The sequence below is a fragment of the Bradyrhizobium sp. 482_C4_N1_8 genome (genome assembly GCF_052075965.1).
Taxonomy (GTDB): domain Bacteria; phylum Pseudomonadota; class Alphaproteobacteria; order Rhizobiales; family Xanthobacteraceae; genus Bradyrhizobium; species Bradyrhizobium barranii.
The window spans coordinates 3,144,789-3,170,639 of sequence record NZ_CP197231.1; the positions used below are offsets into that span (position 1 = coordinate 3,144,789).

Sequence of the window (25,851 nt, forward strand, 5' to 3'; positions counted from 1 at the left end):
CCGGGGCAACGCCGTGCGGCCGTAGTTCCCCGGAATGCGCGCTGGCGCCGGATTTGCATAGCTGTCGCAAAGCCGCTGGGGAGCGAGTCGCCGTCTCCACGCCTGCCGCGTCCGTGCGGAAGGCGGACGGCGGTGTCTGTCCCTCGCGGCGCTGATTGCGATCCGCGGAGACGATATGCGACTTGCCAGACTATGTGCGGCGGCGCTGCTGGGGCCGATGGCGCTGCTTGCGACCTCGGCGCTGGCGCGCGACGACGGCCGCTATGCCAACTCGCCGCTAAAACCCTGGTTCGAGAGCCTGCACAGCCAATACGGGCAATGCTGCTCGGATGCCGACGGCTACGTCATAGCCGACGTCGACTGGGAATCCGATCGCGGCCACTACCGCGTGCGCATCGACGACGAATGGGTCGTCGTGCCCGACGGTGCCGTGATCACCGAGCCGAACAAGATCGGTCGAACCATGGTGTGGAAGCACTATGTCGACGGCCATCCGCGCGTGCGCTGCTTCATGCCCGGCAGCATGACGTAGCGGTCGTGGCTAGAATTTGTACGTCACGCTGCCGAGCACCGTGCGGCCGATTCCGAGAAAGCAGTCGCCGCGCGCCAGGCACGTGGTGAGGTGACGCTTGTCGAAGAGATTGCTGGCATTGACCTGAAGCCGCCAGGAACCGGTCTCGTAACGAACCATGGCGTCGAACAGCGTATAGTCGGGTGTGCGGAGGGTGTCGGTGCCGTCCCAGGAGGTGCCGATGTAGCGCACGCCGCCGCCGAGCGTGACGCCGGGCAGGCCGAGCAGGGACAGACGGTACTTCGCCCAGAGCGAGGCCTGGTGATCCGGCACGGTCTCGACATGCTTGCCGGAATTGTCGCCGCTTTCCACGCGGGCATCGAGATAGGTATAGGCGCCGATCAGGTCGAGCTCCGGCGTGACGCGCGCCAGCACCTCGAGCTCGGCGCCGCGGATGCGCACCTTCCCGGTCTGGATCGAGAAGCGGTCATCATCGGGGTCGCTGGCCAGCCGATTCCGTTCGGTGGTGTCGAAGATCGCGCCGTTGATCGCATTGCCCGGTGTCGGATTGTACTTGAAGCCGAGCTCCACCATCTCGCCGCGCTGCGGCGCGCACACCGTGGCGCAGACGCCGCTGCCGAACACCGGGTTGAACGACTGCGCATAGGTCACGTAAGGCGTGACGCCGAATGGCAGCTCGTACATCAGCGCGGCGCGGCCGGTGGTCGCCTGGTAGTTTTCGACCGGCGAGGCCTGCGTGTTACTGGTTACGTAGTCGTGGCGCAGCCCAAGCACGGCGAGCCACGGTCCGAGGCGCAACTGGTCCTGAGCGTAAATACCGAGCTGGGTCTGGCGCAGATCCGGTTCGGGAGACATCGTCGGCGCGGGTACGCCGCGGTAGACCGGCGCGTAGAGATCGAACGGCGTCGGGTCTGTGGTGAAGCCTGATTGCGCGTGCTCCCTGAACTCGCGGTAGTCGGTGCCGAACAACACTTTGTGTGCGACCGGTCCGGTGTGCAATTTCAGCTCGGCATTGCTGTCCGAGGTCAGGTTGTCCTTGACCGTCTCGCGGCTCCATACGCTGCGCGCCACGGAGCGTCGGCTGGCGTCGAGAAATGGATAGTTCGGATCGCTTGGATCGACGAAGTTCAGGTCCGGCCACGTCGACCGGTAAATGCCCTCGACATGGGCGTAACGCAGGTTTTGCCGGATCTTCAGACTGTCGCTGAAGCTGTGCTCGAACAGGCTGCTGATCGCGCCGGTCTCGGTCTGGTACTGGTCGAAGCCGGGCTCGCCGGCGAAGCGCCGCACCGGAATGTAGCCGTTGGGGCCGGCAAACAATGTGCCCTCATGCGGCAGGAAGGCCGTGGAGGACCCCGTGGTGTCCTTCTGATAGGTGCCGAGCACCGTCCAGCTGGTGTTGTTGGTCGGCCGCCAGGTCAGTGATGGCGCGAGCACGATGCGGCCGTCCTTGACGTAATCGGTCTGCGTGTTGCTGTCGCGGTATACGCCGATGAAGCGATAGAGCCACTCGCCGTCCTTGGTCAGCTTTCCCGTGGAGTCGAGCTGCACCTGCTTACGGTAGAAGCTGCCATATTGCACGCCGATCTCGTTGGCGGATTCGGCCTGCGGGCGCTTCGAGATCAGGTTCAACAGGCCGGCGGTCGAGGTGTCGCCGTAGAGCACGGAAGAGGGGCCGCGCAAGACCTCGATGCGCTCCAGGGTGTACGGCTCCGGCCGCCATTCGTTGAAGTTGTTGGTGTTCACCATGCGGGTGCCGTCGAGATAGATATTTGGGTCCTGGCCGCGGATGCGCGGATAGTCGCCGCGCGAGTCCGCGCCGTAGGCGTCGGCGAACACGCCGGGGACATAGCGCAGCGCCTCCTGAATGGTGGTCGCGCCCTGGTCGATGATGCGGTCGGCGGTGACCACGGTGATCGACTGCGGTGTCTCACGCAGCGGCGTATCGGTCTTCGTGCCGGTGCCGCTGCGGGTCGCGACGTAGCCGCGGACGGGGCCTGTCGCGGTCTCCGCGCCCGTGCTCGCGCCGGCCGCCTGTGTATCGGCGTTCGATGGTGCGCGCTCGGCCTGGCGACGGCGGCTTGCCGCCTGTGCGGCCTGACGGGAGGGAGACGGACGTGTGCGCGCTGCCGGCCGCGACGATTGCTCGACCACGACGGCGGGCAATTCCTGCGACGATGATTGCGCCTCGGCCGGCGCCGCATCCATCAGGCCTGCCAACAGCGGCAGCGCGCCGCCGATCAATCCTGCCGTCGTTCTGAGGTATGTAGTCATTCGCGACCCGATCATTTGCGGGGCGGACGACTAACAAGCGCAGTCGATGGCTTGAAGTGCGGGAGGGGCGCAATGGTCCCTCAATCATCAGATTTGGAATTAGTATTTATATAAGTAGAGCGCGCGCCGCTTGATGGCGGCGCGCGGATGGCCTCATGTGAGGATGGAGAATCGTGTCTCGTCGCGGCGTAGGCCCACGCCGTCTTGATCGACGTGTGCGATTTACTTGCAGTCGCCGCAAGGCATCGTGGATACGCAGGGGCCCGCCTACGCGCGACCTGCCGGCAGGCTCCGTCTGACCCGCGGCGAGAGCGAAACGGCGCCGTTGACCGCACCGGCACGGGCCGCTTCCGTCGCGAGATACTGATTGCCCCATGTCCAGAGCATGCGAACGACCGGTTCGAGCGAGCGCCCAAGCGCCGTCAGGGAATACTCGACCCGCGGCGGGACCTCCGCATAGATCTCGCGATGAATGAGGCCGTCCGCCTCGAGCTCGCGGAGCTGGCGCGTCAGCATGCGCTGCGTGATCCGGGACAGGCGCCGCTTGAGCTCGTTGAAGCGAATCGTATCGTCGAGCAGGTGGTAGAGAATCACGCCCTTCCACTTGCCGTCGATCAGATCGAGGGTGGCCTCCACGGGGCATCCCACGGCACAATCATACGTCTTGCTGCCGAGCTTCTGCATGGTTCACTCCGTGATACTAGAGGACTGGCCTGTGCGTAATTGTCAGTCCGCAAATTAGCGCGCATCGTGGCTCTCGCAAAGATCGATATCGGCGAGGCGGTGAACGAGCGGCCGCTTCGGCTCGCATTGGGTCTCTGCATTCAAATCCTGCGGCGGTTGCCGGCGCGGACCGGGCGCACGCGCGCCGGAATAACCGTGGAAAACAAAGGGAGGGAGCGGTGCGAAGCGTGAGGAGAGGAATTCGACTTGTCATTTTTCTGTCGGCGGCAATCGTCACGGGCGCGGCCTGTGCGGAGAACGGAGGCGGCAACGCGGAAGTCTTTGCGAAGCTCCCTCAGTCGGTCGGCAACATTGCGTTTACGCCGGACAATCAGCTGATCTTCAGTCACCATCCATTCTTCAGTCCCGACGTTCGTGTGGCGCGGCTGACATCGCCGACGACGTTCGAGCCGTTTCCAAATGCGGAATGGAATACGCCACGAAAAGGCACCGATCAGTACCTCGATAACGTCCTGGGTCTTCGTTCCGACGAAAGCGGTGTCGTGTGGATCATCGACATGGGATTTCGGACGCAGATCACGCCGAAGCTGGTCGGCTGGAACACGCGCACGAACAGGCTGGAGCGCATCCACTACATGCCCGAGCCCGTGACCGTGAAAGGCTCGCAGCCGCAGGACATCGTGATCGACCAGAAGAACCGGAAGTTCTACATCGCCGACGAAAACATCGGGCCCGGCGGCGATGGCTCTCACGCTGCGATCATCGTCATCGACATGGATACGGGTGCCGCCCGGCGCGTGCTGGACGGCGATCGATCCACCGTCCCTGAAAATGTGCCGATCACCGTGGATGGCAATGATCTGACCGTGCCTGGCAAGGACGGCAAGCCTTCGCTCATTAAGGTCGGCTGCGACGGCATCACGATGGATGCCAGGTCCGAATGGGTCTATTTCGCGCCACTCAGCGGCCGGTCGCTGTACCGCATCAAGGCCACCGACCTCGGCAACGAGAAGCTGCCCGCCGAAGAGCTGAGCGCGCGGGTAGAACGCTACTCGGACAAACCGAACAATGGCGGCCTGTCGATCGACTATGCGGGCAACATCTACCTGACTGCGGTCGAGACCAAATCGATTGGAGTCATAGGAGCCGACCGGAAGTTTCGCACTTATTTGAGCGATCCGGACATGGTGTGGCCGGACGGGATTACTGCCTCTCCCGACGGGTACATGTACGTGTCCGCGTCTCAGGTCTCCGCAGCCGCCATGTTCCATGGCGGCAAGGCCGAAAACAAGACGCCGTATCTGATCTATCGGTTCAAGCCGATCGCGGCAGGCTATATGTCACGCTGACGGCGGGAGCGACGACCCCGGCAAGGGCAGCCGGGGTCGAAAACTGTCTCAGCGCTCTTCGCTCGTGGCGTTGGCGCTCGCCAGCCGCTTGACGCGCGGCGACAGCACCGACATTTGCGCGGGCGAGGCCGGCATGCCGGCGACGATCATCGCGGGCGCAGACGGCTGCTCCTCGACCCCGGCGCCGCCGAGCACCTGCACTTGCGTCGTCGAAATCGGAAACGACTTCACGTCGTAAGAGGGAAGCTCGCCGGCAAATGCACCGGCCGAGCTCGCAATCATGGCGCCGGCAACGCAAATATTGAAAGAACGCGCATTGGAAAATCTCCGCGGAAGATGGCAATCGGAGGTTTGGTCGCGGCGATGCCACGCCAGGTTCGCTTGTGTGCGAACATTCGACCGCCGCCGGCGGATCTATTTGATTGCGTGATGCGACAGACGTGAAACGCGGAAGAAGTTTTCCACGCCAATGTTTCCGGACGGTTTCGCCGAAGGGCTAGAAGCGGCTCGTCAGCCCGTTTGCAGATCGAGGTGCGGCGATCTGGTCGTCGCGGTGGCCTCGGGAAAGCGCAAGCTCATCGTCGTGCCGCGGCCCGGCGCGGAGGAAATGACCAGCTCTCCGCCGTGCGCGGCCATGATCTCGCGGACGATCGACAGGCCGAGGCCGGCGCCGTCGCCCGCGCTGTTGCCGGTCTGAAATGGCTCGAGCAGCCTGTGCTCCGCGCCGTCGGGCAGGCCCGCGCCGTCATCGTCGATCGAGATGTCGCCGCGGCTGAGCGTGGCGACGATGCGCCGCGCACCATGGGCGTGGATGAGCGCGTTGCCGACGAGATTCGCAAGCGCACTGCGCACCGCGGCGTCGACGCCTTGCACCAGGAACGGACCTTCTTCGGCGTGCTCCAGCGCAAGCTCTATGCCGGCGTCCAGCGCCGAGGGGCTGAAATCGGCCAGCACGTCCAGCGTGATCTCGGCAAGATCGATCGGTCGCTTCTCGATCGCATAATTTTGCAATCGCGCCAGGTCGAGCATGGCGGAGACCAGCGACGTCAGGCGGCGGACGTCGCGCACCAACTCCACCCTCAGCGCCGGCTCGGGCACGTCCTCGATTTTCGCGCGCAGCAGCGTGAGCGGCGTGCGCAGCTGATGGGCGGCGTTGCCGAGAAAGCGGCGTTGCATCCTGATGTAGGCGTCGATCTCGCCGAAGGCGCGGTTCAGCGCCGCGACCAGCGGCTTCAGCTCGGTGGGGACTTCGGACAGGGATATCAGGCCCTGCGGGGCCGATGGGTCGATCGCGAGCGCGCGACGCGCCACCCGTTCGATGCCGCGCGAGACGAAACGTGCGGCCAGCATTGAGCCGATGGCGACCGTCGCCGCAAAGGCCAGCGCCAGCGTGATGATCGCGAAAATGCTGCGGACAAGGAAGTTCCTTGCAATCCGGCCGAAGCGAACCTTGGGTTCGCCGACCATCATCGTAAGCTGCAACGGGCCCCGTTGCACGACGGCGAGACAAAAGGTGTTCTTCTGGTCGAGTGTGCTGAAGACGGACGAGCCGATCGGCCCGTGATAGGGAAACGCGAAGGGGAGGGTGGGCCGGCGTTCGCTCCCGTATTCGCTGACCAGATCGCCCGCGGACAAGACGTACCAGAGGTTCGGGCTGTCCGCTTTAAGCTCCCCGAGGGCGGGAGTCGGGCGTACCGTCAGGTTTTGCCCCTCGATCACCGTGGCGCGATCGAGAACGGCGATCACAATGCGGCAAGCCCTGAACTCGCGTTCCTCCATCGGGTAACGCCAGATGAAGACACCGAGCATGATCAGGAAGATCGTCGTCGCGGCGATGCCAAGCGACAGCGCAAACGTTCGGGCAATCGACGTCATCGCGGTGTTGCCAGCCGCAGGATGTAGCCGATGCCCCGCATGCTGCGGATCTCGACATCGCCGCCGAGCTCGGTCAGTTTCTTCCGCAAGCGCGAGACCTGCGCTTCGAGCGTGTTGGATTCGATCTCGTCGTCGAAGCCGTAGATCTCCTCGATCAGGGCGGCGCGGGTGATGACGCGGTCGCGGCGCATCAGGAGCGCTCCGAGGATCAGCGCCTCGCGCCGGCGCAGCAGGATTTTCGTGTCGGCGACCACCGCCTCGTTGCTGCCGAGATGCAGCTCGACATTGCCGAGCGACAGCACCGAGGGCGCGAGCTGCCGGGGGCGCCGCAACACAGCGCGCACCCGCGCAATGAGCTCCTGCGGCTCGAACGGCTTGCCGAGATAGTCGTCGGCGCCGCCATTGAGACCGTCGACGACATCCTCCTTGGCGTCCTTGGAGGTCAGCATGATGATCGCGGGACGGTCCGCCGATCGGCTCAGCGCCGTCACCACCTGGAGCGCATCTCCATCGGGCAGCATCCGGTCGATGATCGCGAGATCATATTTGAAATTGTCCAGCGCCTGGCGGGCATCGGCAATCGAGCCGACGACGTCGACAATGCCGTGCAATTGTCCGAGCAGGCGGCTGACATAGGCGCCGATCTGCGGTTCGTCTTCGATTACGAGGGAGCGCACGGGACGTCCTTGACTCTGCTGGGGCAACAAAACCTGAGCGTGACGCTCCCTGGCCGAAGTCTGGCGTTCCGGCTCGTGCGCAGGGTTCCCTTTAAAGCAGCGAGCTTGGCGAATAAAAGGCAGGAGCGAGGGCGCCGACCGGCCCTAGCGCTCAAAGTTGAGAGCGTGAGCGCGGCCCGGCAATGTTCGGGCAACATTGATCCGGCGGCGCGCCCGGCATGCGCCGCGAATGGATCGGGGCGCTGTCTGCCCCTTGCAATCTTGGGGCAATTTTGCCGGACCACATGCTGTGGCTCCTAACCACACGAGTCGACCAGGCCAGCAAGGCCGGTCCGGGGCCCTGTAAATGAAGCATTTTGACGAAGCTGCTCTCGATCCTGCGGCGAGAGCGCAGCAGACCTTGCTGACCGCCTTCCTCGCCGCGTTCGGCGCAATCCTGGCAATCCCGCAGTCGGCATCGGCGCAGACGGCGTTCACGTTGCCAGCCCCGCCGTTCGACGTGCCGATGCTGCCGTCACCTTCCGGCAACTGGACCGTCATGGTCGGCATCGGCGGAGAGTACACGCCGGATTTCGTCGGATCGAAGAACGGGAAGCTCATGCCGATCCCGATCTTCTCCATTCGCCATGCCGGATCGGTCGACCAGTTTCGCGGGCCCCGCGACAGCGCCAGTATCGCGCTGTTCGACGTCGGAAATTTTCGCGCCGGCCCCGCGTTCAAATACGTCGCGTCGCGCAGGAGCGATAAATATGCCGAGCTGACCGGCCTTGGCGACGTCAAGGCCGCATACGAGCTCGGCGGCTTCGTCGAATATTTCCCGGTCGACTGGCTGCGCCTGCGCAGTGAATTGCGCCAGGGCATGGGCGGAAATACCGGCACGGTCGCCGATGTCTCCGCCGACGTCATCGTGCCGCTGATCCAAAGGCTCACGATCTCGGCCGGCCCGCGCTTCACCTGGAAAAGCACCAAGGCGACTGCGCCCTATTTCGGCGTCGACGCCGTGCAGTCCGTGGCGTCCGGGCTGCCGATGTACGATGCCAAAGGCGGTGCGCATTCGGTCGGCTTCGGCGGCCAGATCTCCTATCGCATCAATCCGCAGTGGGAAGTCCATGCCTATGTCGAGTACGAGAAGCTGCTGGGCGACGCCGCAGACAGCCCGCTCGTGAAGCTGCGGGGATCGTCGAACCAGACGACGATCGGCCTCGGTGCGTCCTATTCGTTCGATTTCAGGATTCGATAGGTCACCATGCGCCGCATTGCTTTTCTATGGGTTGGCCTGGCGGTCGCTTGCATCGCCCTCGGCGCGGCCGCCGCGTTCGAGACGCGCGCGACCCGGCTCCAGGCGATCAAGACCGTCGGCATCGTCTCGGCCATCGGCGAGGAGATGAGCCTGACGCAAGCCGGCCTGATCGCGCTCGGCAACGCCGGGCAAAGCCTCTCGATCAGCGCATGGGGGCTGGACGAGCTGATCGTCCAGCAGGCGACGAAGCTGCTCGGTGGACGCTTTCGCGTGCAGGCGGTGAGCTACCGACGTGCCGCGTTTGCCGCGATCAGGGATTCGGCGGTTGCGCCAGTCAATCTCCTGCGCAGCGATCCGTTCAAGGAGCTGGTTCGCAGCGATGTCGCGCCGCAGGGGTTGGATGCCTACATCGTCATCACCCGGGCCAGATCGAAGCTCGGCAACGGCCGCAACGTCGAGGGCATCGGGCTCGCCCAATATCGCACGCTGCTTGCGGATTACGGCCTGATCCACGCGCTCTACGAGGTGCGCGTGATCGACGGCAAGTCGTTCAACGTGATCGAGAAGCGGGCAGCCGCGCCGCTCGACAACACCGGCACCATGCGGCTCGCCGGACCCAGCGGGCCGATCGACGCGACGTTCGAGGGGCCGGCTGCGAACGAACGGCTACGCGCGGCGGTCGCGGATCTCATTACGCGCAGTCTGCCGGTCACGCTCGGCGACATGCACCTGATCGACGGTCAGTGAGGCCGGTTGGCCCGGCCTCAGGTCACCGGCGCCGGATTGAACAGCGTGAGGTCGTTGTGGATGCCCCAACGGTCCGACCACGGCTTCGTGCGGCCGCTGGCGACATCGAGGATCAGGCGGAACAGGTCCCAGCCGGTTTCCTCGATGGTCTTCTCGCCGGTGGCGATGCCGCCGGCGTCGAAGTCGATCAAATCCTTCCAGCGGCGCGCGAGCTCGGTGCGGGTCGCAACCTTGATCACGGGCGCAGCCGCAAGACCGTAGGGCGTGCCGCGGCCGGTGGTGAACACCTGCAGCGTCATGCCGGAGGCGAGCTGGAGTGTGCCGCAGATGAAGTCGGACGCGGGCGTTGCCGCGAACAGCATGCCCTTCTGGGTCGCCTTCTCGCCGGGCGAGAGCACGCCGGTGATGGCGGACGAGCCGGACTTGACGATCGAGCCGAGTGACTTTTCGACGATGTTGGCGAGGCCGCCCTTCTTGTTGCCGGGCGTGGTGTTGGCGCTGCGATCGGCGCCGCCGCGGGCGAGATAAGAATCGTACCAGGCCATCTCGCGCACCAGCGCGCGGCCGACGTCCTCGTTGATGGCGCGTCGCGTGAGGAGCTGGATCGCGTCGCGCACTTCGGTCACTTCCGAGAACATCACGGTCGCGCCGGCACGCACCAGCAGGTCCGCGGCGAAGCCGACGGCGGGGTTCGCGGTGACGCCGGAGAAGGCGTCGCTGCCGCCGCATTGCAGGCCGATGACGAGGTCGGCGGCCGGGCAGGTCTCACGGGTGCGGGTGTTGAGGATCTTCAGGCGGGCTTCGGCCTGGGTCATGATCGCATCGACGATGGCGCCAAAGCCGTCGAAGGCTTCGTCCTGCATGCGCACGATGGCATCGCTGACGCCCTCCGGCACCAGTCGCTCGGGCGCGAGCTTTTCGCAGCCGAGGCTGATGACCAGGATCTCGCCGCCGAAATTCGGGTTCTGCGCGATGTTCTGCAGCGTGCGGATCGGAACGACCGCATCGGGGGCATTGATGGCGACGCCGCAGCCATAGGCGTGCGTCAGCGGCACGACGTCGTCGACGTTCTGGTATTTCGGCAGCAGCTCGGCGCGGATGCGCTTCACGGCGTATTCCATCGTGCCCTTGACGCATTGCACGGAGGAGGAGATGCCGAGGATGTTCTTGGTGCCGACCGAGCCGTCGGTGTTGCGAAAGCCTTCGAAGGTGAAGCCTTCGAGCGGCGGCAGCGGCGCGGGGACGGCGGTCGAGATTTCCAGCTTGTCGAGGGCAGGGGCCTCCGGCATGCGGATGCGCGCTTCGTCGACCCATTCGCCGGCCAGGATCGGCGACAACGCGTGGCCGATCACCTCGCCGTAGCGGATAATCGGCTGATCTTGCGCGATATCGACCAGTGCCGTCTTGTGCCCCTGCGGCACGAAGGCGCGCAGCGTCAGCCCGCTGGCGAAGCGGGAGCCGGCGGGAAGCCCGAAATCATTGACCACGATCGCGACATTGTCGCGCTCGTTGAGCTTGATGTAGCGGGGCTGCTCTTTCGCTGCGACGTCCTGGTCCATGGGAGGACTCCGAAAGTGTAGGGTGGGTTAGCGTAGCGTAACCCACCAATGTCTTCATCCGCGGAGGCAGAAGAGGTGGGTTACGCCAGCGGACCGCGCGTTGCGCAGCCGCGGGCTAACCCACCCTACGATCGTGGCCTATCAACCCGGATAGGTATAGGCGGTCTTCACCGTGGTATAGAACTCGCGCGCATAGGAGCCCTGCTCGCGGGCGCCGTAGCTCGAACCCTTCCGGCCGCCGAACGGCACGTGATAGTCGACGCCGGCGGTCGGCAGATTGACCATCACCATGCCGGACTCGCTGTTGCGCTTGTAGTGCGAGGCGTATTTCAGGCTGCTCGTGCAGATGCCCGAGGCGAGGCCGAACTCGGTGTCGTTGGAGATCGCCAGCGCTTCCTCGTAGTTCTTGGCGCGGATGACGGCGGCGACGGGGCCAAAAATCTCCTCACGCGCGATGCGCATATTGTTGTTGGCCTCGGTGAACAGCGCCGGCTGGAGGTAATGGCCGGGCGTCTCGCGCTTGAGCAGCTCGCCGCCGAAGGCGAGCTTTGCGCCTTCGTCCTGGCCGATCTTGATGTAGCGCAGATCCTGGTCGAGCTGGCTCTGGTCGACCACCGGGCCGATATGCACGCCGGCCTTGAGCGCGTCGTCCACCGATAGGCCCTTCAGGCGCTCGGCCACCGCCGCGACGAAGCGATCGTGGATGCCTTCGGTGACGATCAGGCGGGAGGAGGCGGTGCAGCGCTGGCCGGTCGAGAAATAGGCGCCGTTGACGGCGACCTCGACGGCGGTCTTCAGGTCGGCATCGTCGAGCACGACCAGCGGATTCTTGCCGCCCATCTCGAGCTGGAACTTCTTCATCGGGTTCGACAGCACGCAGGCCTGCGCGATCTTGCGGCCGGTCTGCACCGAACCGGTGAAGGAGATCGCGGCCACATCCGGATGGTCGAGCAGGGTCTGGCCGACGACGGAGCCGGAGCCGACCACGAGGTTGAACACGCCGGCCGGAATGCCGGAGCGGGTGATGATCTCGGACAGCGCATGTCCCGAGCCCGGCACCAGCTCGGCCGGCTTGAACACCACCGTGTTGCCGTAGCAGAGCGCGGGCGCGATCTTCCAGGCGGGGATCGCGATCGGGAAATTCCAGGGCGTGATCATGCCGACGACGCCGACGGGCTCACGGGTGAGCTCGACGTCGAGGCCGGGACGGACGGAGGCGCCCTTCTCGCCGATCAGGCGCAGCGCTTCGCCGGCGAAGAACGCAAAGATCTGGCCGGCGCGCGCGACCTCGCCGATGCCCTCGGGGAGCGTCTTGCCTTCCTCGCGGGCGAGCAGGCGGCCGAGCTCTTCCTTGCGGGCGAGGATTTCGAGAGAAATCTTGTTCAGCGCGTCATGGCGCACCTGCGGCGTCGACTGCGCCCAGGCGGGGAAGGCGGCCTTGGCTGCCGCGATCGCCTTCTCGGTCTGCGCCTTGTCGGCCTTTGCGTACTCGCCGACGAGATCGTTGGTGTTGGAGGGGTTGATGTTCTTGGTGACGCCGGAGCCGTCGACCCATTCGCCGCCGATGAAGTTCTTCAGGATCGCAGTCATGTAGTCCTCCGAGATTTTCTTAACGCACGAGGCAGGGACGCTTGTCGTCAAAGGTCCAGCCGGGGATCAGGTCCTGCATGGCAGTAGCGTCATCGCGGGCGCCGAGTCCATGCTTCTTGTAAAGCTCATGCGCGGTTTCGATGGCCGGGCGGTCGATTTCGATGCCGAGGCCCGGCCGCTCGGGCACGGCGATCTTGCCGCCCTTGATCTGGAGCGGCTCCTTGGTCAGCGCCTGGCCGTCCTGCCAGATCCAGTGGGTATCGATCGCGGTGACCTTGCCGGGCGCGGCGGCGCCGACATGGGTGAACATCGCGAGCGAAATGTCAAAGTGATTGTTGGAGTGCGAGCCCCAGGTCAGGCCGTTGTCGCGGCAGGTCTGGGCGACGCGCACCGAGCCCTGCATGGTCCAGAAGTGGGGGTCGGCCAGCGGAATGTCCACCGCCCCCAAGCGTAGTGCATGGGAGAGCTGGCGCCAGTCGGTCGCGATCATGTTGGTCGCGGTCGGCAGGCCCGTGGCACGGCGGAACTCGGCCATGATCTCGCGACCCGAGAAGCCGGCTTCGGCGCCGCAGGGATCCTCGGCATAGGCCAGGATGCCGTGCATGCCCTTGCAGAGGCTGATCGCCTCGTCGAGCGACCATGCGCCGTTGGGATCGAGCGTGACGCGTGCGCTGGGGAAGCGCTTTGCGATGGCGGTGACGGCCTCGATCTCCTGCTCGCCGCGGAGCACGCCGCCCTTGAGCTTGAAGTCCGCGAAGCCATAATGGTCGTGGGTGGCTTCCGCGAGCCGCACCACGGTCTCCGGCGTCATCGCCTCCTGGTGGCGCAGGTTGAACCATTCGGGCTTGCCGGTCTCGCCGCTGACGTAGTCAAGCTTGCTCTTGCGCCGGTCGCCGACGAAGAAGAGATAGCCGAGCGTCTCGACGCTCTTGCGCTGCTGGCCTTCGCCGAGCAGTGCGGCGACGGGCAGGTTGAGGTGCTGGCCGAGCAGGTCGAGCAGTGCGGACTCGATCGCCGTGACCGCATGGATCATCACGCGCAGGTCGAACGTCTGCTTGCCGCGGCCGCCGGCATCTCGGTCGGCGAACGCCGTGCGGACGTCGGCAAGGATGTTGTTCATCGCGCCGACGGTCTTGCCGATCACGAGATCGCGGGCATCCTGGAGCGTCTGCCAGATCTTTTGCCCGCCCGGTACCTCGCCGACGCCGGTGTGTCCGGAATTGTCGGTGAGGATGACGATGTTGCGGGTGAAGAACGGCGCGTGCGCGCCGCTCAGATTGAGGAGCATGCTGTCGCGGCCCGCGACCGGGATCACCTGCATCGATGTGACGACCGGTGCGCCGGAGACCTCAGTCTGGGCCATCGCACGCTCCTCCCTGTTGTTGTCTGTTACTCTGCAGCTTGTTGTGACGATCGGATGGCGGGGAGATTCTTCACCAGCGCGGTCAGCTCCGCAACCTCCTGCTCGGTGAGATCGGTCAGCGGCGGGCGGACCGGGCCGGAATCGCGGCCGATCACCTTCATGCCGGCCTTGATGATCGAGACCGCATAGCCCTTCTTGCGGTTGCGGATTGCGATCAGCGGCAGGATGAAGTTCTTCAGGCCGGCATGGATCGTCTCATGGTCGCGCTTGCGCACCGCGGCGTAGAAGTTGGTGGCGAATTCTGGAACGAAGTTGAACACGGCCGAGGAATAGGTCGTCACGCCCATGTCGAGATAGGGCAGCGCGAAGGTTTCCGCGGTCGGCAGGCCGCCGATATAGGTGAGGCGGTCGCCGAGCTTGGTGTAGACGCGGGTCATCAGCTCGATGTCGCCGATGCCGTCCTTGTAGCCGACGAGGTTCGGGCAGCGCTCGGCGAGGCGCGCCAGCGTATCGGGCTGCAGGATGGCGTTGTCGCGGTTGTAGACGATGACGCCGATCTTCACGGCGGCGCACACGGCTTCCACGTGGGCGGCAAGGCCGTCCTGCTCGGAATGGGTCAGATAGGGCGGCAGCAGCAACAGGCCGTCGGCGCCGGCCTTTTCCGCGCCGATCGCGATCTCGCGCGCGGTGGCGGTGCCGTAGCCGGTGCCGGCGAGCACGGGCACGCGGCCCTTGGTCTCGTCGACGGCGATCTTGACCACCTGCGGAACCTCGGTCGGCGTTAGCGAGAAGAACTCGCCGGTGCCGCCGGCGGCGAACAGGCCGGCAACGTCATAGCCGCACAGCCAGTCCATGTTGGCGCGGTAGGTCGCCTCATCGAACGAATAGTCCGCCTTGAAGGGCGTGACGGGGAAGGACAGGAGGCCCGATCCGATCTTCTGGGCCATTTCCTGCGGGGTCATCTTGCTCATGGGCGCTGCTCCCTTAATTTGCGTGTTGTGGAGGACGCGGGCCGAAGCCTGCGCGTCCATGCGCCGTTGTTTAGGAGACCGTTCGATGCGCGTCCAAGCCAAAGCCTATATCGACCGATGCGGATTGAGCATCAATCGTCCGCTACCTCCGCGGAGGACAATTCGCCTGCGATTTTGACCAGAGCGGAGAGCAGCGGGTTCTCGTCGTCGCGGCGCCAGACCATGAACAGCTCGACGGGGACGCGGGTGCGCAGCTTCAACGGCCGCAGTCGCACGTCGGAGATCTTCAGGCTCGCAGCCGCGGCCGGCACGATGGCAAGGCCGAGGCCGGCGCGGACCATGGCGAGGATCGAATGGATCTGGCTCAGATGCTGCACATAGCGCGGCAGCACGTCGGCGCGGGTGAACAGCGCCACCAGCAGATCGTGGAAATATCGGCTCTCATAGGGCGAGTACATCACGAAGGGCTGGTCGTCGAAATCCTTGATGGTGATGGTCTCGGCATTCGCCAGCGGATGCTTCTTCGGGATCGCGGCGAGCAGGGGCTCGGCGACGACACGGCGGCTGGCCACTTCGGGGCGCGCGATCGGCGGCCGCAACAGCCCGGCGTCGATCTGGCCGGAGCTGAGCGCCTCGAACTGATCACCGGACACCATCTCCTTCAGCGAGAAATCGACCTCGGGCAGCTTGGCGCGGCAGGCGGCGACGAGCTCCGGGAGGAAGCCGTAGGCGGCGGCCGCCGTGAAGCCGATTTTCAGCGAGCCGGTTTTGCCGAGCGCGATGCGGCGGGCGACTTGCGAGGCGCTTTCCGCAAGCTTCAGGATGCGCCTTGCCTCGGGCAGGAAGCTGCGCCCCGCCGGCGTCAGGCGCACCGAGCGGCTGGTGCGCTCCAGCAGCGGCGCGTCGATGATGTGCTCGAGCACCTGGATCTGCCGCGACAGCGGTGGCTGGGTCATGTTCAGTCGCGCGGCGGCGCGGCCGAAATGCAGTTCTTCGGCCACCGTGACGAAACAGCGGAGCTGGTTGAGGTCGAACATCGATACATGCCTTAGATGGATAAGGCGTTTCCCCGGCACTTCTAGCATCGATCATCCCCAAAACAAAGACGGCGGCTGAGGAGCCGCCGTTGAGTTGCCTGGTCAAGCTCCCGCGGGAGCCCTCAGGAGGAACGTTTGAGCACCACCCGCTCGATCTTGCCGACCACCACGAGATAGGCGAACGCGGCCACCAGCGCATTGGCGCCGACGAACAGCAGTGCGCCGTTGAATGAGCCGGTCGCGGCCAGGATGTAGCCGATCACGATCGGGGTGCTGATCGAGGAGAGGTTGCCGAAGGTGTTGAACAGGCCGCCGGAGACGCCGCCGGCTTCCTTGGGCGAGGTGTCGGAGACGACCGCCCAGCCGAGTGCGCCGATGCCCTTGCCGAAGAAGGCGAGCGCCATGAAGCCGACCACCAGCGCCTGTCCGTCGACATAGTTGCAGGCGATGATCGACATCGACAGCAGCATGCCGCCGACGATCGGGATCTTGCGCGCCATGGTGAGCGAGCCGGTCTTGCGGAGAATGGCGTCGGAGATGACGCCGCCGAGCACGCCGCCGATGAAGCCGCACAGCGCGGGCAGCGTCGCGACGAAGCCGGCTTGCAGGATCGACAGGCCGCGCTCCTTGACGAGGTAGACCGGGAACCATGTCAGGAAGAAATAGGTCAGCGTGTTGATGCAGTACTGGCCGAGATAGACGCCGAGCATCATGCGGTTGGAGAGCAACTGGCGGATGTGATCCCACCCGGAGCCGGACTCGGGCGCACGCTCCTGCACCAGATCGTTTTTGGGCGCGTCGAGATCGACCAGCGCGCCGCCTTCCTTGATGTAATCGAACTCGGCCTCGTTGATGCCGGGATGCTCCTTCGGGCCGTAGACGGTCTTGATCCAGACCAGGCCCATGATGACGCCGAGCCCACCCATCACGAAGAATACGAAGCGCCAGCCGTAATCATGCGCGATCCAGCCCATTAGCGGCGCGAAGATCACGGTGGCGAAATACTGTCCCGAATTGAAGAAGGCCGATGCGGTGCCGCGCTCATTGCCGGGAAACCAGGCGGCGACGATGCGGGCGTTGGCGGGGAACGAGGGCGCTTCCGCGACGCCGACAAGGAGGCGAAGTGCGAACAGCACGATGATGGCGGCGCCGGCGCTGAGGAAGCCGACCCAGCCCTGCATCATCGTGAACAGCGACCAGACGATGATGCTGAAGGCATAGACGAGGCGCGAGCCGTAGCGGTCGAGCAGCCAGCCGCCCGGCACCTGCGCCGCGACATAGGACCAGCCGAAGGCCGAGAAGATCCAGCCCATGGCGACGGGATCGAGATGCAGCTCTTTCGAGAGTGCGGGGCCCGCGATCGACAGGGTGGCGCGGTCGGCATAGTTCACGGTCGTGACCAGGAACAACATGGTCACGATGAACAGCCTGACGCGAGACCTCCTCACGTCCGCTGCGGACGACACCACTGCGCTCATCACGCGCCTCCTTAGAACTCGAAATGTTTCCTCTCTGCGACTCCTAGAGGCGCGCGCGGCAAAGTGTCCAAGTTCAAGGGAGTATCGATCGATGCCGTTTTTGGATCGATGGAACGGCAGGTGCGGGGAACGATCACGAGGTGACGAGAATGTGCGATCGTGATGCGCGAGGTCGTGCTCCGCACACCACTGTCATTCTCCGCGAAAGCGGGGAATCCAGTACGCCGCAGCCTCTCGATTCAATCACCGCTGTCACGGAGTACTGGATCGCCAGCCTTCGCGGGCGATGACACCGAGTATGTGGGAGCAGTGTCGTGCTATTGCTGCGTGCCCAGCAGCGGCGCCAACAGTCCGCGTGTCACGCCGGGCGGCACGGCATCGAGGCCGAGCACGCTGCTCGCGGCCGGCAGTGCGGCGTCCGCCATCGCGGCGTGGCCTTCCGCGCTTGGATGCACGGCGCCGCCGTAGACGGCGGAGAGCACGCCCCAGGTGGCGTCGTGGATGTCGGTCGGCTGGCTCGCCGCCGGCAGGCCTTGCGGATAGGTCATCGCGGCAAAATAGCTGTCGTTGGCATCGCGGATCCAGCGCGCGCGCGGCAGGTAGGCGCGATACTCCGAGGCGCCGCGGCCGCACAGCATCGGCTGGCTCGCCGCGCTCACGATATCGGGATTGAAGCTCTGGCCGTTCTCGGCGAAACACGTGCGGTCGAATTCGGGATCGTTGCCCGCATGGGCGCAGAAGCCGTGATCGGCGAACACCGCCTGGTGCGAGTCCACGAAGGTCATGCGGTCGGTTTCGGGATCGCGGCACAGCGCCCCGCGCGTGCAGGTGGCGAGGCTCTTCAGCTGCGGCAGGAATTCGGTGTCGACGAAGGTCGAGACGCGGGCCAGGCGCTGCGGATCGGCGTTGAAGGACGGATGGATGTCGAACCCGGCGCGGCCGCCGCGGCAGGGCACGCCGCCATCGGCGAGCGCGGGATTGGCGTAGGAGACATAGACCACGTGCGAGAGGTCGCCGCTGACGAGCGGCTTCAGCGCCTCGCGCAGCTTGGCGAAATTCTGCGGCAGCTCGCGCGCCAGTGCATCGCGGGAATCGTCGACGCTCGCCATTACGCCGGAGCGGCGGAACAGCGCGCGCTCGGTCGCGGTGTCGACGATGACGTCGGCGACGAGGCCGGAGAAATAGACGTCGTTGGCGCCGACCGAGAGCAGCACGAGATCGAGCGTGCGGTCCGGCTGGCGCTTTTTCGCCGCGGTGAGCGCCTCACGCAGCTCGGCGACCTGGGCGTTCACGCTGGTGTTGCAGACGCCGGTCTTGCCGGGCGGGCATTCGCGGGCGCGCTGCGAGCCCAGCAGACCGTCGCCGATGCTGGCGCCGGTGCAGGCGAGTGGCAGAAAGGTCACCGCGATGTGGGTGTAGCGCACCGCGAGCGCGAGAGCCGTGCGGGCCTGGTAGCTGTAGAGCGAGCGGTGGCAGGGCGAGTTGAACCAGAGCGCGCCGTAATGCTGCCAGTTGGCGAGCGTGTCGGGTGCTTCGCAGGCGCGGCCACCTTTATAGCCGGCACGGCTCGGCCGGTAGTATTGCGCACCGGCGGTACCGAGATAGGAGCGGAAGCAGAAGCCCTCGTCCGACAGCGCCAGCGGCCGGTCCGGGTTGCCTTCGCCGGAGGCGATGCTGTCGCCGAGCCCGGCGACGAAGATGTCGCGGACCTGGATCTCGGCCTGGACGCGCTGGGTCGGATCGGAGCCGGAGGAGACGTCGACGCTCGCGATCGTCTGCTTGCCGTAGCGGACCCGCAGGTTGATCGGCTCGGCGCAATCGAAAGTCGAGGTCTGCGGCCCGTCGCCGTCGTCGAACGACCAGGCGCAGGTGGCGCCGACCGGCACTGCGCCGGTCAGGCGCACGGTCACCGGATGATCGGTCGGGGTGAGGTAATTCTCTTTGACGTTGTCGCGGGTGCAGGGCTGGTTGACCCGGCCCTGGAGGTCGATGCAGAGCCGGTTGACCATGTTGCGGGCCCAGCCGCGGCCCTCGCTCTGGAGCTCCAGCGACTGCTCGGCGGCGAGGATGCTGCGGTTACGCGCGTTCTCGACATGGAGCTGGAAGTCGCGCTCCTCGCGGAACAGGCGGAAGCGGTTGCGCACCTCCCAGGATATTTGCATCGCACCGGCGCCCTGCGCGGCGGCGCGCTCGAGCGGCAAAGACGTCAGAATCCCGGCAAGCAGCAGGAGGCCTGCGGGAAGGGTACGAAAGGAAAAAGGGATCATGGCCCGCGTGTTCAACGGCAAAGTTGAGGCGGAAATAAGAGAGCATTGCTGCGCCGCCCGCAACCTCTGTCTGACGGTCGCCCGCCCGCCTTACCGCTTGCTGGCCTGTCGCAACGACCGCTCGCGTTCCATCGCTGCTACCTGCTTCGGCAGGTTGCCTTGCGCGCAGGCCTCGGCCAGCCGCCGCCGCTCCTGCCAGGGCTCCACCACGTTCATCCAGAGCTCGCGCGCGCCCATGATGGAGATGGCGAGGCCGAACGGGATCACGAAATAGAGGATGCGGAAGACCAGCAGGGTCGCCAGAAGCTGCTCGCGGCCGAATTCGGGCAGCGCGACCAGCATGGCGACATCGAACACGCCGATCGAGCCGGGCGCGTGGCTGGCAAAGCCGATCAGCGTCGCCAGGATGAACACCACCGCCAGCGACATGAAGTCGATCGACGGATTGGCCGGCATCAGCAGGTACATCGCCGTCGCGCAGAAGCCGAGATCGACCACGCCGATCAGGATCTGGACCAGCGTCAGCGGCGCCGAGGGCAGCACCACCTTCCAGCCCTTCTGGCCGAGCTCGCGGCGCTTCTCGCCCATGCAGAGCCAGACCAGATAGGCGCCAATCGAGGCGAGGCCGCCGAGCCCGATCAGCCGGTTGATCGACGACGGCAGTTGATCCATCGATGAGGCGGCATCCGGATGGATGACCATGCCGATCGAGAGCACGAAGATGTTACCGAGCCAGAAGGTCAGGCCTGACAGGAAGCAGATCTTCGCGACGTCGATCGCGTTCAGCCCGTAGTCCGAATAGATCCGGAAGCGGATCGCGCCGCCGGTAAAAACGGTGGCGCCGATGTTGTGGCCGATCGAATAGGACGTGAAGCTGGAGAGTGCTGCGATGCGATAGGGCACATGCTTCTTGCCGATCGTTCGCAGTGCAAAATAGTCGTAGAAGGTCAGCGTACAGAACGCGAAGACGACGCAGATCGCCGCCAGCCCGATATTCCCGCGGGGAATCTCGGTCAACGCGGTCAGGATGACGCCGGTATCGATGTCCTTGAGGGTGCGCGCAAGCGTGGTGATCGCGAAGGCGATGATGAAGACGCTCGCGGCAACACCGAGCCGTCGCCAGCCGATCCATCTCTTGAAGCCGCGCTTCAGCGCGGGCAGCAGTCCGTGCATTCATCCTCCCGGCGGGGGGCAAGACCGATCGGCCAGACATTGACCGGTCGGGCGCGATCACTGCCCGAAATGGGCTTCGACCGCTAGGCATGTTGTAGCTCATTTAAGGCAAAAACAGCGACTTGTGCAGCCCTTGACAACGATAGGTTCTGCGTTCGACCGATAGGTTCTGCGGTGGACCGCCGCTTTTGTCATATGTGGTTCATATCGGGCGCGCGTTAAGCATATGAGTCGGGGCACCTGCCCGGAACGCGCGTCCGCATCTTGACATGATTTCGTGTCCGCCCGCAGTCGGCATTGTTCCAGCGCAAGCGATGCGAGCTTTTTTGGAACGTCGGTACCGTGCGCTGGTTAGCGCTCCATCAGCAATCGAACATGGCGGAATAATCGGCTTTTCGTGCGAGCCGACGCCTCCGTGTTCCCGAAACCGAGAGGATCGGAACGATGGGACTGTTCACAAAAGATATCAAAACCATGAACGACCTGTTCGTGCACCAGCTTCAGGACATCTATTATGCCGAGCAGCAGCTCACCAAGGCGCTGCCGAAAATGGCAGATAAGGCCACCGATCCGCAGTTGAAGCAGGGCTTTTTGACGCACCTCGAAGAAACCAAGCAGCACGTCAAGCGGCTCGAGGAAGTATTCAAGATGCACGGCACGCAGGTGAAGGCGGTCGACTGCCCGGCCATCGACGGCATCATCGAGGAAGCCGACGAGACCGCCGGTGAAGTCGCCGACAAGGCGGTGCTGGACGCCGCCCTGATCAACGCGGCCCAGGCCGCGGAGCATTACGAGATCGTCCGCTACGGCAGCCTGATCGCCTGGGCCAAACAGCTCGGCCGCAACGACTGCGCCACCGTGCTCGCCAAGACGCTGGAAGAAGAGAAGGCGACCGACAGGAAGCTGACCGCGCTCGCCGAGAGCAAGGTGAACCTGCGCGCGGCGAGCTAGGACCGGGCGTAGCTGCGAAAAAGGCGTCGCGCGGTCATCCGCGCGGCGTTCGCATTTGACGCATCCATAATACGATCATTGTCGAAGCATGAATGCGGGCTGGAAGCGTATGTTTCGCATGGGGCTGCAACCGAGGTGGCAGCATGCGAGCCAGCACCATCAAATATGAACCCCTCGACGACGGAGCCGGCGCGCAGCGTGCCGGCTCGCGCCTTGCGACCTCCCTCACGCTTGCCGCGATGAGCCTCGGCTATGGCGTGGTGCAACTCGACGTCACCATCGTCAACACCGCGCTCGACGCGATGGGTAAAACGCTCGGCGGCGGCGTCGCTGAGCTGCAATGGGTGGTCAGCGCCTACACCATCGCCTTTGCCGCCTTCATTCTGACCGCAGGTGCGCTCGGCGACCGCATCGGCGCCAAGCGCATCTTCATGGCGGGGTTCGCAATCTTCACCGCGGCCTCGCTCGCCTGCGCGCTGTCGCCCAATGCCATCGTGCTGATCGCAGCACGGCTGGTCCAGGGGCTGGCGGCGGCGATCCTGGTGCCGAATTCCCTGGCGCTGCTCAATCATGCCTATGCGGACGACCGCGAGCGTGGCCGTGCCGTGGCGGTCTGGGCCGCCGGAGCGAGCCTGGCGCTGACTGCCGGTCCCTTCGTCGGCGGCGCGCTGATCACGCTGGTTGGCTGGCGCGCGATCTTCCTGGTTAACCTGCCGATCGGTCTTGCCGGCTTGTGGCTGAGCTGGCGCTACGCCAGCGAGACCACGCGGTCGCGCTCGCGCGAGATCGATCTGCCGGGACAGCTCGCCGCGATCGGTGCGTTGGGCGCGCTCGCCGGCGCGATCATCGAAGCTGGCGCGTTCGGCTGGAGCCATCCAGCCGTGATCGCAGCATTCGTTGCCTCAGCCGCATTCGCGGTGCTCTTCGTCTGGCGCGAGAGCCGCACCGTGCAGCCGATGCTGCCGCTGTCGCTGTTCAGTCACCGGCTGTTTACCCTGACCACGATCGTCGGCCTCCTCGTCAACATCGCGATCTACGGCCTGATCTTCGTGCTGAGCCTGTATTTCCAGAGGATCAACGGGCTGTCGGCCTGGTGGACCGGGCTTGCCTTCGTGCCGATGATGGGCGCGGTGTTGCCGCTCAACCTGCTGGCGCCGCGTCTGGCCGAGCGCATCGGCTCGTGCCCGACCATCGTGGTCGGCGCCTGTATCTCGGCGCTCGGCTGTCTCGGGCTGCTCTGGACCGAAGCCGGGACCAGCTACTGGGCGATCTTTGCGCAGATGATCGCGATCAGCGGCGGACTTGGCCTGCTGGTGCCGCCGCTGACCTCCACCTTGCTCGGCAGCATCGACAAGGCGCGCTCCGGCATCGCCGCCGGCGTCCTGAACGCGACGCGGCAGACCGGCAGCGTGCTCGGCGTCGCGCTGTTCGGCTCGCTGGTGGCCTCGGACAGTGCATTCATGACGGGCCTTCACCAGTCGCTAATCATATCGGCGGCCGTCCTGCTGCTCACCGCCGCCGTGATCGGCCTCGGCGCAAATGCACCTGACGCAAGGGCGCAAGGGCGCTCAATGTGAGCGATCCCACACATTCTATGTTCACCATTCCCGAAACCGGCACATAGCCGGTTACCGACTGTCCATCTCTGCCGGTTCTAGTGCGGTTGGAATAGGGACCGGCAATGTATCAAGTTCTTTACTGCCTGACGGATCAGCATGATTGGCGACTGGTCGCACTCGGCGGAGCGGTATGTCTGCTCGCCAGCGCGGCGGCGATCAGCCTGTTCCACCGCGCGCGTGCGGCGCGCGGGGGAGCTCGCGTATCGTGGGTCGCGCTTGATGCCGTCGTCGCCGGCGGCGGCATCTGGGCAACCCATTTCATCGCGATGCAGGCTTACGGGCCTGGTGCGGGCGGCGCTTACAACATTCCGTTGACGGTCCTGTCGCTGATCTTCGCGATCGCGGTCACCTTCATCGGGCTGAGCATCTCGGTGTCGGTGACGCGGGCGGGCCTGGTTGCGCTCGGCGGCGCCGTCGTTGGTGGCGGCGTTGCCGCCATGCATTACACCGGCATGATGGCGCTCGAGATTCCCGCGCACATCGGCTGGACGACCGGCACAGTGACGGTCTCGATCATCCTCGGCATCGTTCTCGGGTCGCTTGCCCTGGTGGTTGCGGGGCGCCGCGACAGCCTTGCGGGCGCGCTCGGCGCGACGGTGCTGCTGACGCTTGCCATCGTCTCACATCATTTCACCGCCATGGGCGCCGTGGAGCTGACGCCGGATCCTGCGGTCGTGATCAGTGGCCTGTCGATCCCGCCGGCCTCATTGTCGATCCTCACCGCCAGCGCCGCCGCTGCGATCATCGCGATCGCGCTCGCGGCGGCTCTGCTCGACCGCCGCGCCAAGGGCGAACTGGGACGCCAGCAGGTCGTGCTGGATACCGCGCTCGAGAACATGTCGCAGGGACTGTGCATGTTCGATGCGGACGGCAAGATCCAGCTCTTCAACGAGCGCTACGCGGCGCTGCTCGGCCGCACCGACATTCCGCTCGCCGGCCGCCTGCTCGTCGACGTGTTGCGGGAAGAGCAGGCCAAGGGCCAGTGGCAGGGCGATGCGGGCGAATTCTTCGCGCGCCTCGTGGCCGACGCGCGCGAGGGCCGCACGACCAGCCAGGTCGTCACCCGGTTCGGTCGCTCCATCCGCGTCGTCAACCAGCCGATGCAGGGCGGCGGCTGGGTCGCGACTTTCGAGGACATCACCGAATGGCTGGAGGCGCAGGCCAAGATCTCGCACATGGCGCGCCATGACGCGCTGACCAATCTGCCGAACCGCGTGCTGTTCCACGAGCAGCTCGAGCAGGGACTGGGCCGGGCGAAGTCGGGCGACCAGCTCGCGGTGCTGTGCCTCGATCTCGATCACTTCAAGGACGTCAACGACTCGCTCGGCCATCCCATCGGCGATGCGCTGCTCAAGGAAGTCGGTCGCAGGCTGAAGGCCACTGTCGGCGCGAGCGACACCGTGGCGCGGCTCGGTGGCGACGAGTTCGCCGTGGTCCAGATCGGGCGCTCCGAGGAAGCCGCGGCGCGAGCCCTTGCCGGCCGCCTCGTCGAGGTGATCTCTGCGCCTTACGAGATCGACGACCATCAGATCGTGATCGGCGTCTCGATCGGCATCTCGCTGTCGCCGCAGGACAGCGACAATCCGGACGAGCTGTTGAAGAACGCCGACCTCGCGCTGTACCGCGCCAAGGCGGACGGCCGCGGCACCTATCGCTTCTTCGAGACCGGCATGGATGCGCGTGCGCAGGCGCGGCGGCTGCTGGAGATGGACTTGCGGGCGGCGTTGCTGCGCGACGAGTTCGAGGCGTACTACCAGCCGATCCGCGACGTCGCCAGCGGTCGCGTCGTCGCCTTCGAGGCGCTGTTGCGCTGGAACCATCCGCAGCGCGGCCTGATCGCCCCCATCAACTTCATCCCGGTGGCCGAGGAGACCGGCCTCATCGTCCAGCTCGGCGAGTTCGTGCTGCGCAGCGCCTGCAGTGACGCCGCCACCTGGCCGGACGACGTCGATGTCGCCGTCAACCTGTCGCCGGTGCAGTTCAAGAGTCCGAACCTGATCGCATCCGTGACCGATGCGCTGGCAGCCTCAGGGCTCGCGGCGCGGCGGCTCGAGCTCGAGATCACCGAATCGGTGCTGCTCCAGAACAGCGAGGCGACGCTGACCACCCTGCACGAGCTGCGGGCCATGGGCGTGCGGATCTCGCTCGACGATTTCGGCACCGGCTATTCGTCGCTGAGCTACCTGCGCAGCTTCCCGTTCGACAAGATCAAGATCGACCGCTCCTTCGTGTCGGAGCTTGCGACGCGCGAGGATTCCATGGCGATCATCCGCGCCGTGACCGGCCTCGGGCGCAGCCTCGGCATCGTCACCACGGCGGAAGGCGTCGAGAACGACGCGCAGCTCGAGCTGCTGCGGCGCGAGGGCTGCACCCAGGCGCAGGGCTATCTTTTCAGCAAGCCGCGGCCCGCATCCGATGTCGCGTTGATGCTGAACCGGCCGCGGCTGCTCGCCTCGGCCTGATGT

At 65.4% G+C, this 25,851-nt stretch carries 21 protein-coding genes; 7 read left to right on the forward strand and 14 right to left on the reverse strand.

Annotation, left to right across the window (positions count from 1 at the left end; all coding sequences use genetic code 11):
* Positions 1-175 precede the first annotated feature (175 nt).
* The gene (locus AB7Z56_RS14570; RefSeq protein WP_028158285.1) at positions 176-532 is read left to right on the forward strand and encodes a hypothetical protein; all 357 of its coding nucleotides are present in this window, start codon (positions 176-178) and stop codon (positions 530-532) included.
* A gap of 9 nt (positions 533-541) precedes the next feature.
* Here AB7Z56_RS14570 and AB7Z56_RS14575 read toward each other — a convergent pair whose 3' ends face one another.
* The 3 genes from AB7Z56_RS14575 to AB7Z56_RS14585 form a co-directional block, all read right to left on the reverse strand.
* On the reverse strand, positions 542-2,806 hold the full coding sequence (locus AB7Z56_RS14575; RefSeq protein ID WP_354124043.1) for a TonB-dependent siderophore receptor: 2,265 nt from the start codon (positions 2,804-2,806) through the stop codon (positions 542-544).
* 267 nt (positions 2,807-3,073) lie between these two features.
* Entirely contained in the window at positions 3,074-3,490 is a 417-nt protein-coding gene (locus AB7Z56_RS14580) for a winged helix-turn-helix transcriptional regulator (RefSeq protein WP_080583959.1), read from the reverse strand.
* Between the two features lie 140 nt (positions 3,491-3,630).
* A complete protein-coding gene (locus tag AB7Z56_RS14585) occupies positions 3,631-4,122 on the reverse strand; it encodes a hypothetical protein (protein WP_354233476.1) in 492 nt (163 codons plus the stop codon).
* Here AB7Z56_RS14585 and AB7Z56_RS14590 point away from each other — a divergent pair.
* Positions 4,048-4,839 carry an L-dopachrome tautomerase-related protein gene (locus tag AB7Z56_RS14590; RefSeq protein WP_354233456.1) on the forward strand — a complete coding sequence of 264 codons (792 nt, stop codon included), beginning with the start codon at positions 4,048-4,050 and terminating at the stop codon, positions 4,837-4,839. The two genes, AB7Z56_RS14585 and AB7Z56_RS14590, sit on opposite strands and share 75 nt — an antisense overlap.
* A gap of 48 nt (positions 4,840-4,887) precedes the next feature.
* Here AB7Z56_RS14590 and AB7Z56_RS14595 read toward each other — a convergent pair whose 3' ends face one another.
* The 3 genes from AB7Z56_RS14595 to AB7Z56_RS14605 form a co-directional block, all read right to left on the reverse strand.
* The gene (locus AB7Z56_RS14595) at positions 4,888-5,121 is read right to left on the reverse strand and encodes a hypothetical protein (protein WP_441256348.1); all 234 of its coding nucleotides are present in this window, start codon (positions 5,119-5,121) and stop codon (positions 4,888-4,890) included.
* 228 nt (positions 5,122-5,349) lie between these two features.
* The gene (locus AB7Z56_RS14600) at positions 5,350-6,618 is read right to left on the reverse strand and encodes a sensor histidine kinase (protein ID WP_245344303.1); all 1,269 of its coding nucleotides are present in this window, start codon (positions 6,616-6,618) and stop codon (positions 5,350-5,352) included.
* Positions 6,619-6,710: 92 nt separating this feature from the next.
* The gene (locus AB7Z56_RS14605; RefSeq protein WP_071912145.1) at positions 6,711-7,391 is read right to left on the reverse strand and encodes a response regulator transcription factor; all 681 of its coding nucleotides are present in this window, start codon (positions 7,389-7,391) and stop codon (positions 6,711-6,713) included.
* Between the two features lie 346 nt (positions 7,392-7,737).
* On the opposite strand from AB7Z56_RS14605, the gene AB7Z56_RS14610 reads away from it, so the two are divergent.
* Both AB7Z56_RS14610 and AB7Z56_RS14615 read left to right on the forward strand, forming a co-directional pair.
* Positions 7,738-8,631, forward strand: a complete 894-nt coding sequence (locus tag AB7Z56_RS14610; protein WP_354124044.1) for a MipA/OmpV family protein — start codon at positions 7,738-7,740, stop codon at positions 8,629-8,631.
* A 6-nt stretch (positions 8,632-8,637) separates the two neighbouring features.
* The gene (locus AB7Z56_RS14615) at positions 8,638-9,378 is read left to right on the forward strand and encodes a hypothetical protein (protein WP_354124045.1); all 741 of its coding nucleotides are present in this window, start codon (positions 8,638-8,640) and stop codon (positions 9,376-9,378) included.
* Positions 9,379-9,395: 17 nt separating this feature from the next.
* On the opposite strand, the gene garD is transcribed toward AB7Z56_RS14615, so the two are convergent.
* The 8 genes from garD to AB7Z56_RS14655 all read right to left on the reverse strand — a co-directional run bounded on the left by garD (position 9,396) and on the right by AB7Z56_RS14655 (position 20,816).
* Positions 9,396-10,937 (reverse strand): galactarate dehydratase, encoded by a 1,542-nt coding sequence (gene garD, locus AB7Z56_RS14620; protein ID WP_085405878.1) that lies wholly within the window; start codon positions 10,935-10,937, stop codon positions 9,396-9,398.
* Positions 10,938-11,078: 141 nt separating this feature from the next.
* Entirely contained in the window at positions 11,079-12,527 is a 1,449-nt protein-coding gene (locus AB7Z56_RS14625) for an aldehyde dehydrogenase family protein (protein ID WP_085405879.1), read from the reverse strand.
* 19 nt (positions 12,528-12,546) lie between these two features.
* The gene (gene gudD, locus AB7Z56_RS14630; RefSeq protein ID WP_085405880.1) at positions 12,547-13,890 is read right to left on the reverse strand and encodes a glucarate dehydratase; all 1,344 of its coding nucleotides are present in this window, start codon (positions 13,888-13,890) and stop codon (positions 12,547-12,549) included.
* A gap of 26 nt (positions 13,891-13,916) precedes the next feature.
* Positions 13,917-14,861: a 5-dehydro-4-deoxyglucarate dehydratase gene (kdgD, locus tag AB7Z56_RS14635; RefSeq protein WP_038952797.1), complete on the reverse strand. Its 945-nt coding sequence runs from the start codon at positions 14,859-14,861 to the stop codon at positions 13,917-13,919.
* Positions 14,862-14,992: 131 nt separating this feature from the next.
* Positions 14,993-15,898: a LysR substrate-binding domain-containing protein gene (locus tag AB7Z56_RS14640; RefSeq protein WP_063982246.1), complete on the reverse strand. Its 906-nt coding sequence runs from the start codon at positions 15,896-15,898 to the stop codon at positions 14,993-14,995.
* A 122-nt stretch (positions 15,899-16,020) separates the two neighbouring features.
* Positions 16,021-17,376 carry an MFS transporter gene (locus AB7Z56_RS14645; RefSeq protein WP_063982247.1) on the reverse strand — a complete coding sequence of 452 codons (1,356 nt, stop codon included), beginning with the start codon at positions 17,374-17,376 and terminating at the stop codon, positions 16,021-16,023.
* Between the two features lie 317 nt (positions 17,377-17,693).
* Positions 17,694-19,643 carry a hypothetical protein gene (locus tag AB7Z56_RS14650; protein WP_354233305.1) on the reverse strand — a complete coding sequence of 650 codons (1,950 nt, stop codon included), beginning with the start codon at positions 19,641-19,643 and terminating at the stop codon, positions 17,694-17,696.
* Between the two features lie 90 nt (positions 19,644-19,733).
* A complete protein-coding gene (locus AB7Z56_RS14655; RefSeq protein WP_063982249.1) occupies positions 19,734-20,816 on the reverse strand; it encodes a lysylphosphatidylglycerol synthase transmembrane domain-containing protein in 1,083 nt (360 codons plus the stop codon).
* 444 nt (positions 20,817-21,260) lie between these two features.
* Here AB7Z56_RS14655 and AB7Z56_RS14660 point away from each other — a divergent pair, with 444 nt between their 5' ends.
* The 3 genes from AB7Z56_RS14660 to AB7Z56_RS14670 all read left to right on the forward strand — a co-directional run bounded on the left by AB7Z56_RS14660 (position 21,261) and on the right by AB7Z56_RS14670 (position 25,848).
* The gene (locus tag AB7Z56_RS14660; RefSeq protein ID WP_283017057.1) at positions 21,261-21,767 is read left to right on the forward strand and encodes a YciE/YciF ferroxidase family protein; all 507 of its coding nucleotides are present in this window, start codon (positions 21,261-21,263) and stop codon (positions 21,765-21,767) included.
* Between the two features lie 143 nt (positions 21,768-21,910).
* On the forward strand, positions 21,911-23,344 hold the full coding sequence (locus AB7Z56_RS14665) for an MFS transporter (RefSeq protein ID WP_354124047.1): 1,434 nt from the start codon (positions 21,911-21,913) through the stop codon (positions 23,342-23,344).
* Positions 23,345-23,448: 104 nt separating this feature from the next.
* The gene (locus tag AB7Z56_RS14670) at positions 23,449-25,848 is read left to right on the forward strand and encodes a bifunctional diguanylate cyclase/phosphodiesterase (RefSeq protein WP_283017056.1); all 2,400 of its coding nucleotides are present in this window, start codon (positions 23,449-23,451) and stop codon (positions 25,846-25,848) included.
* Positions 25,849-25,851 lie beyond the last annotated feature (3 nt).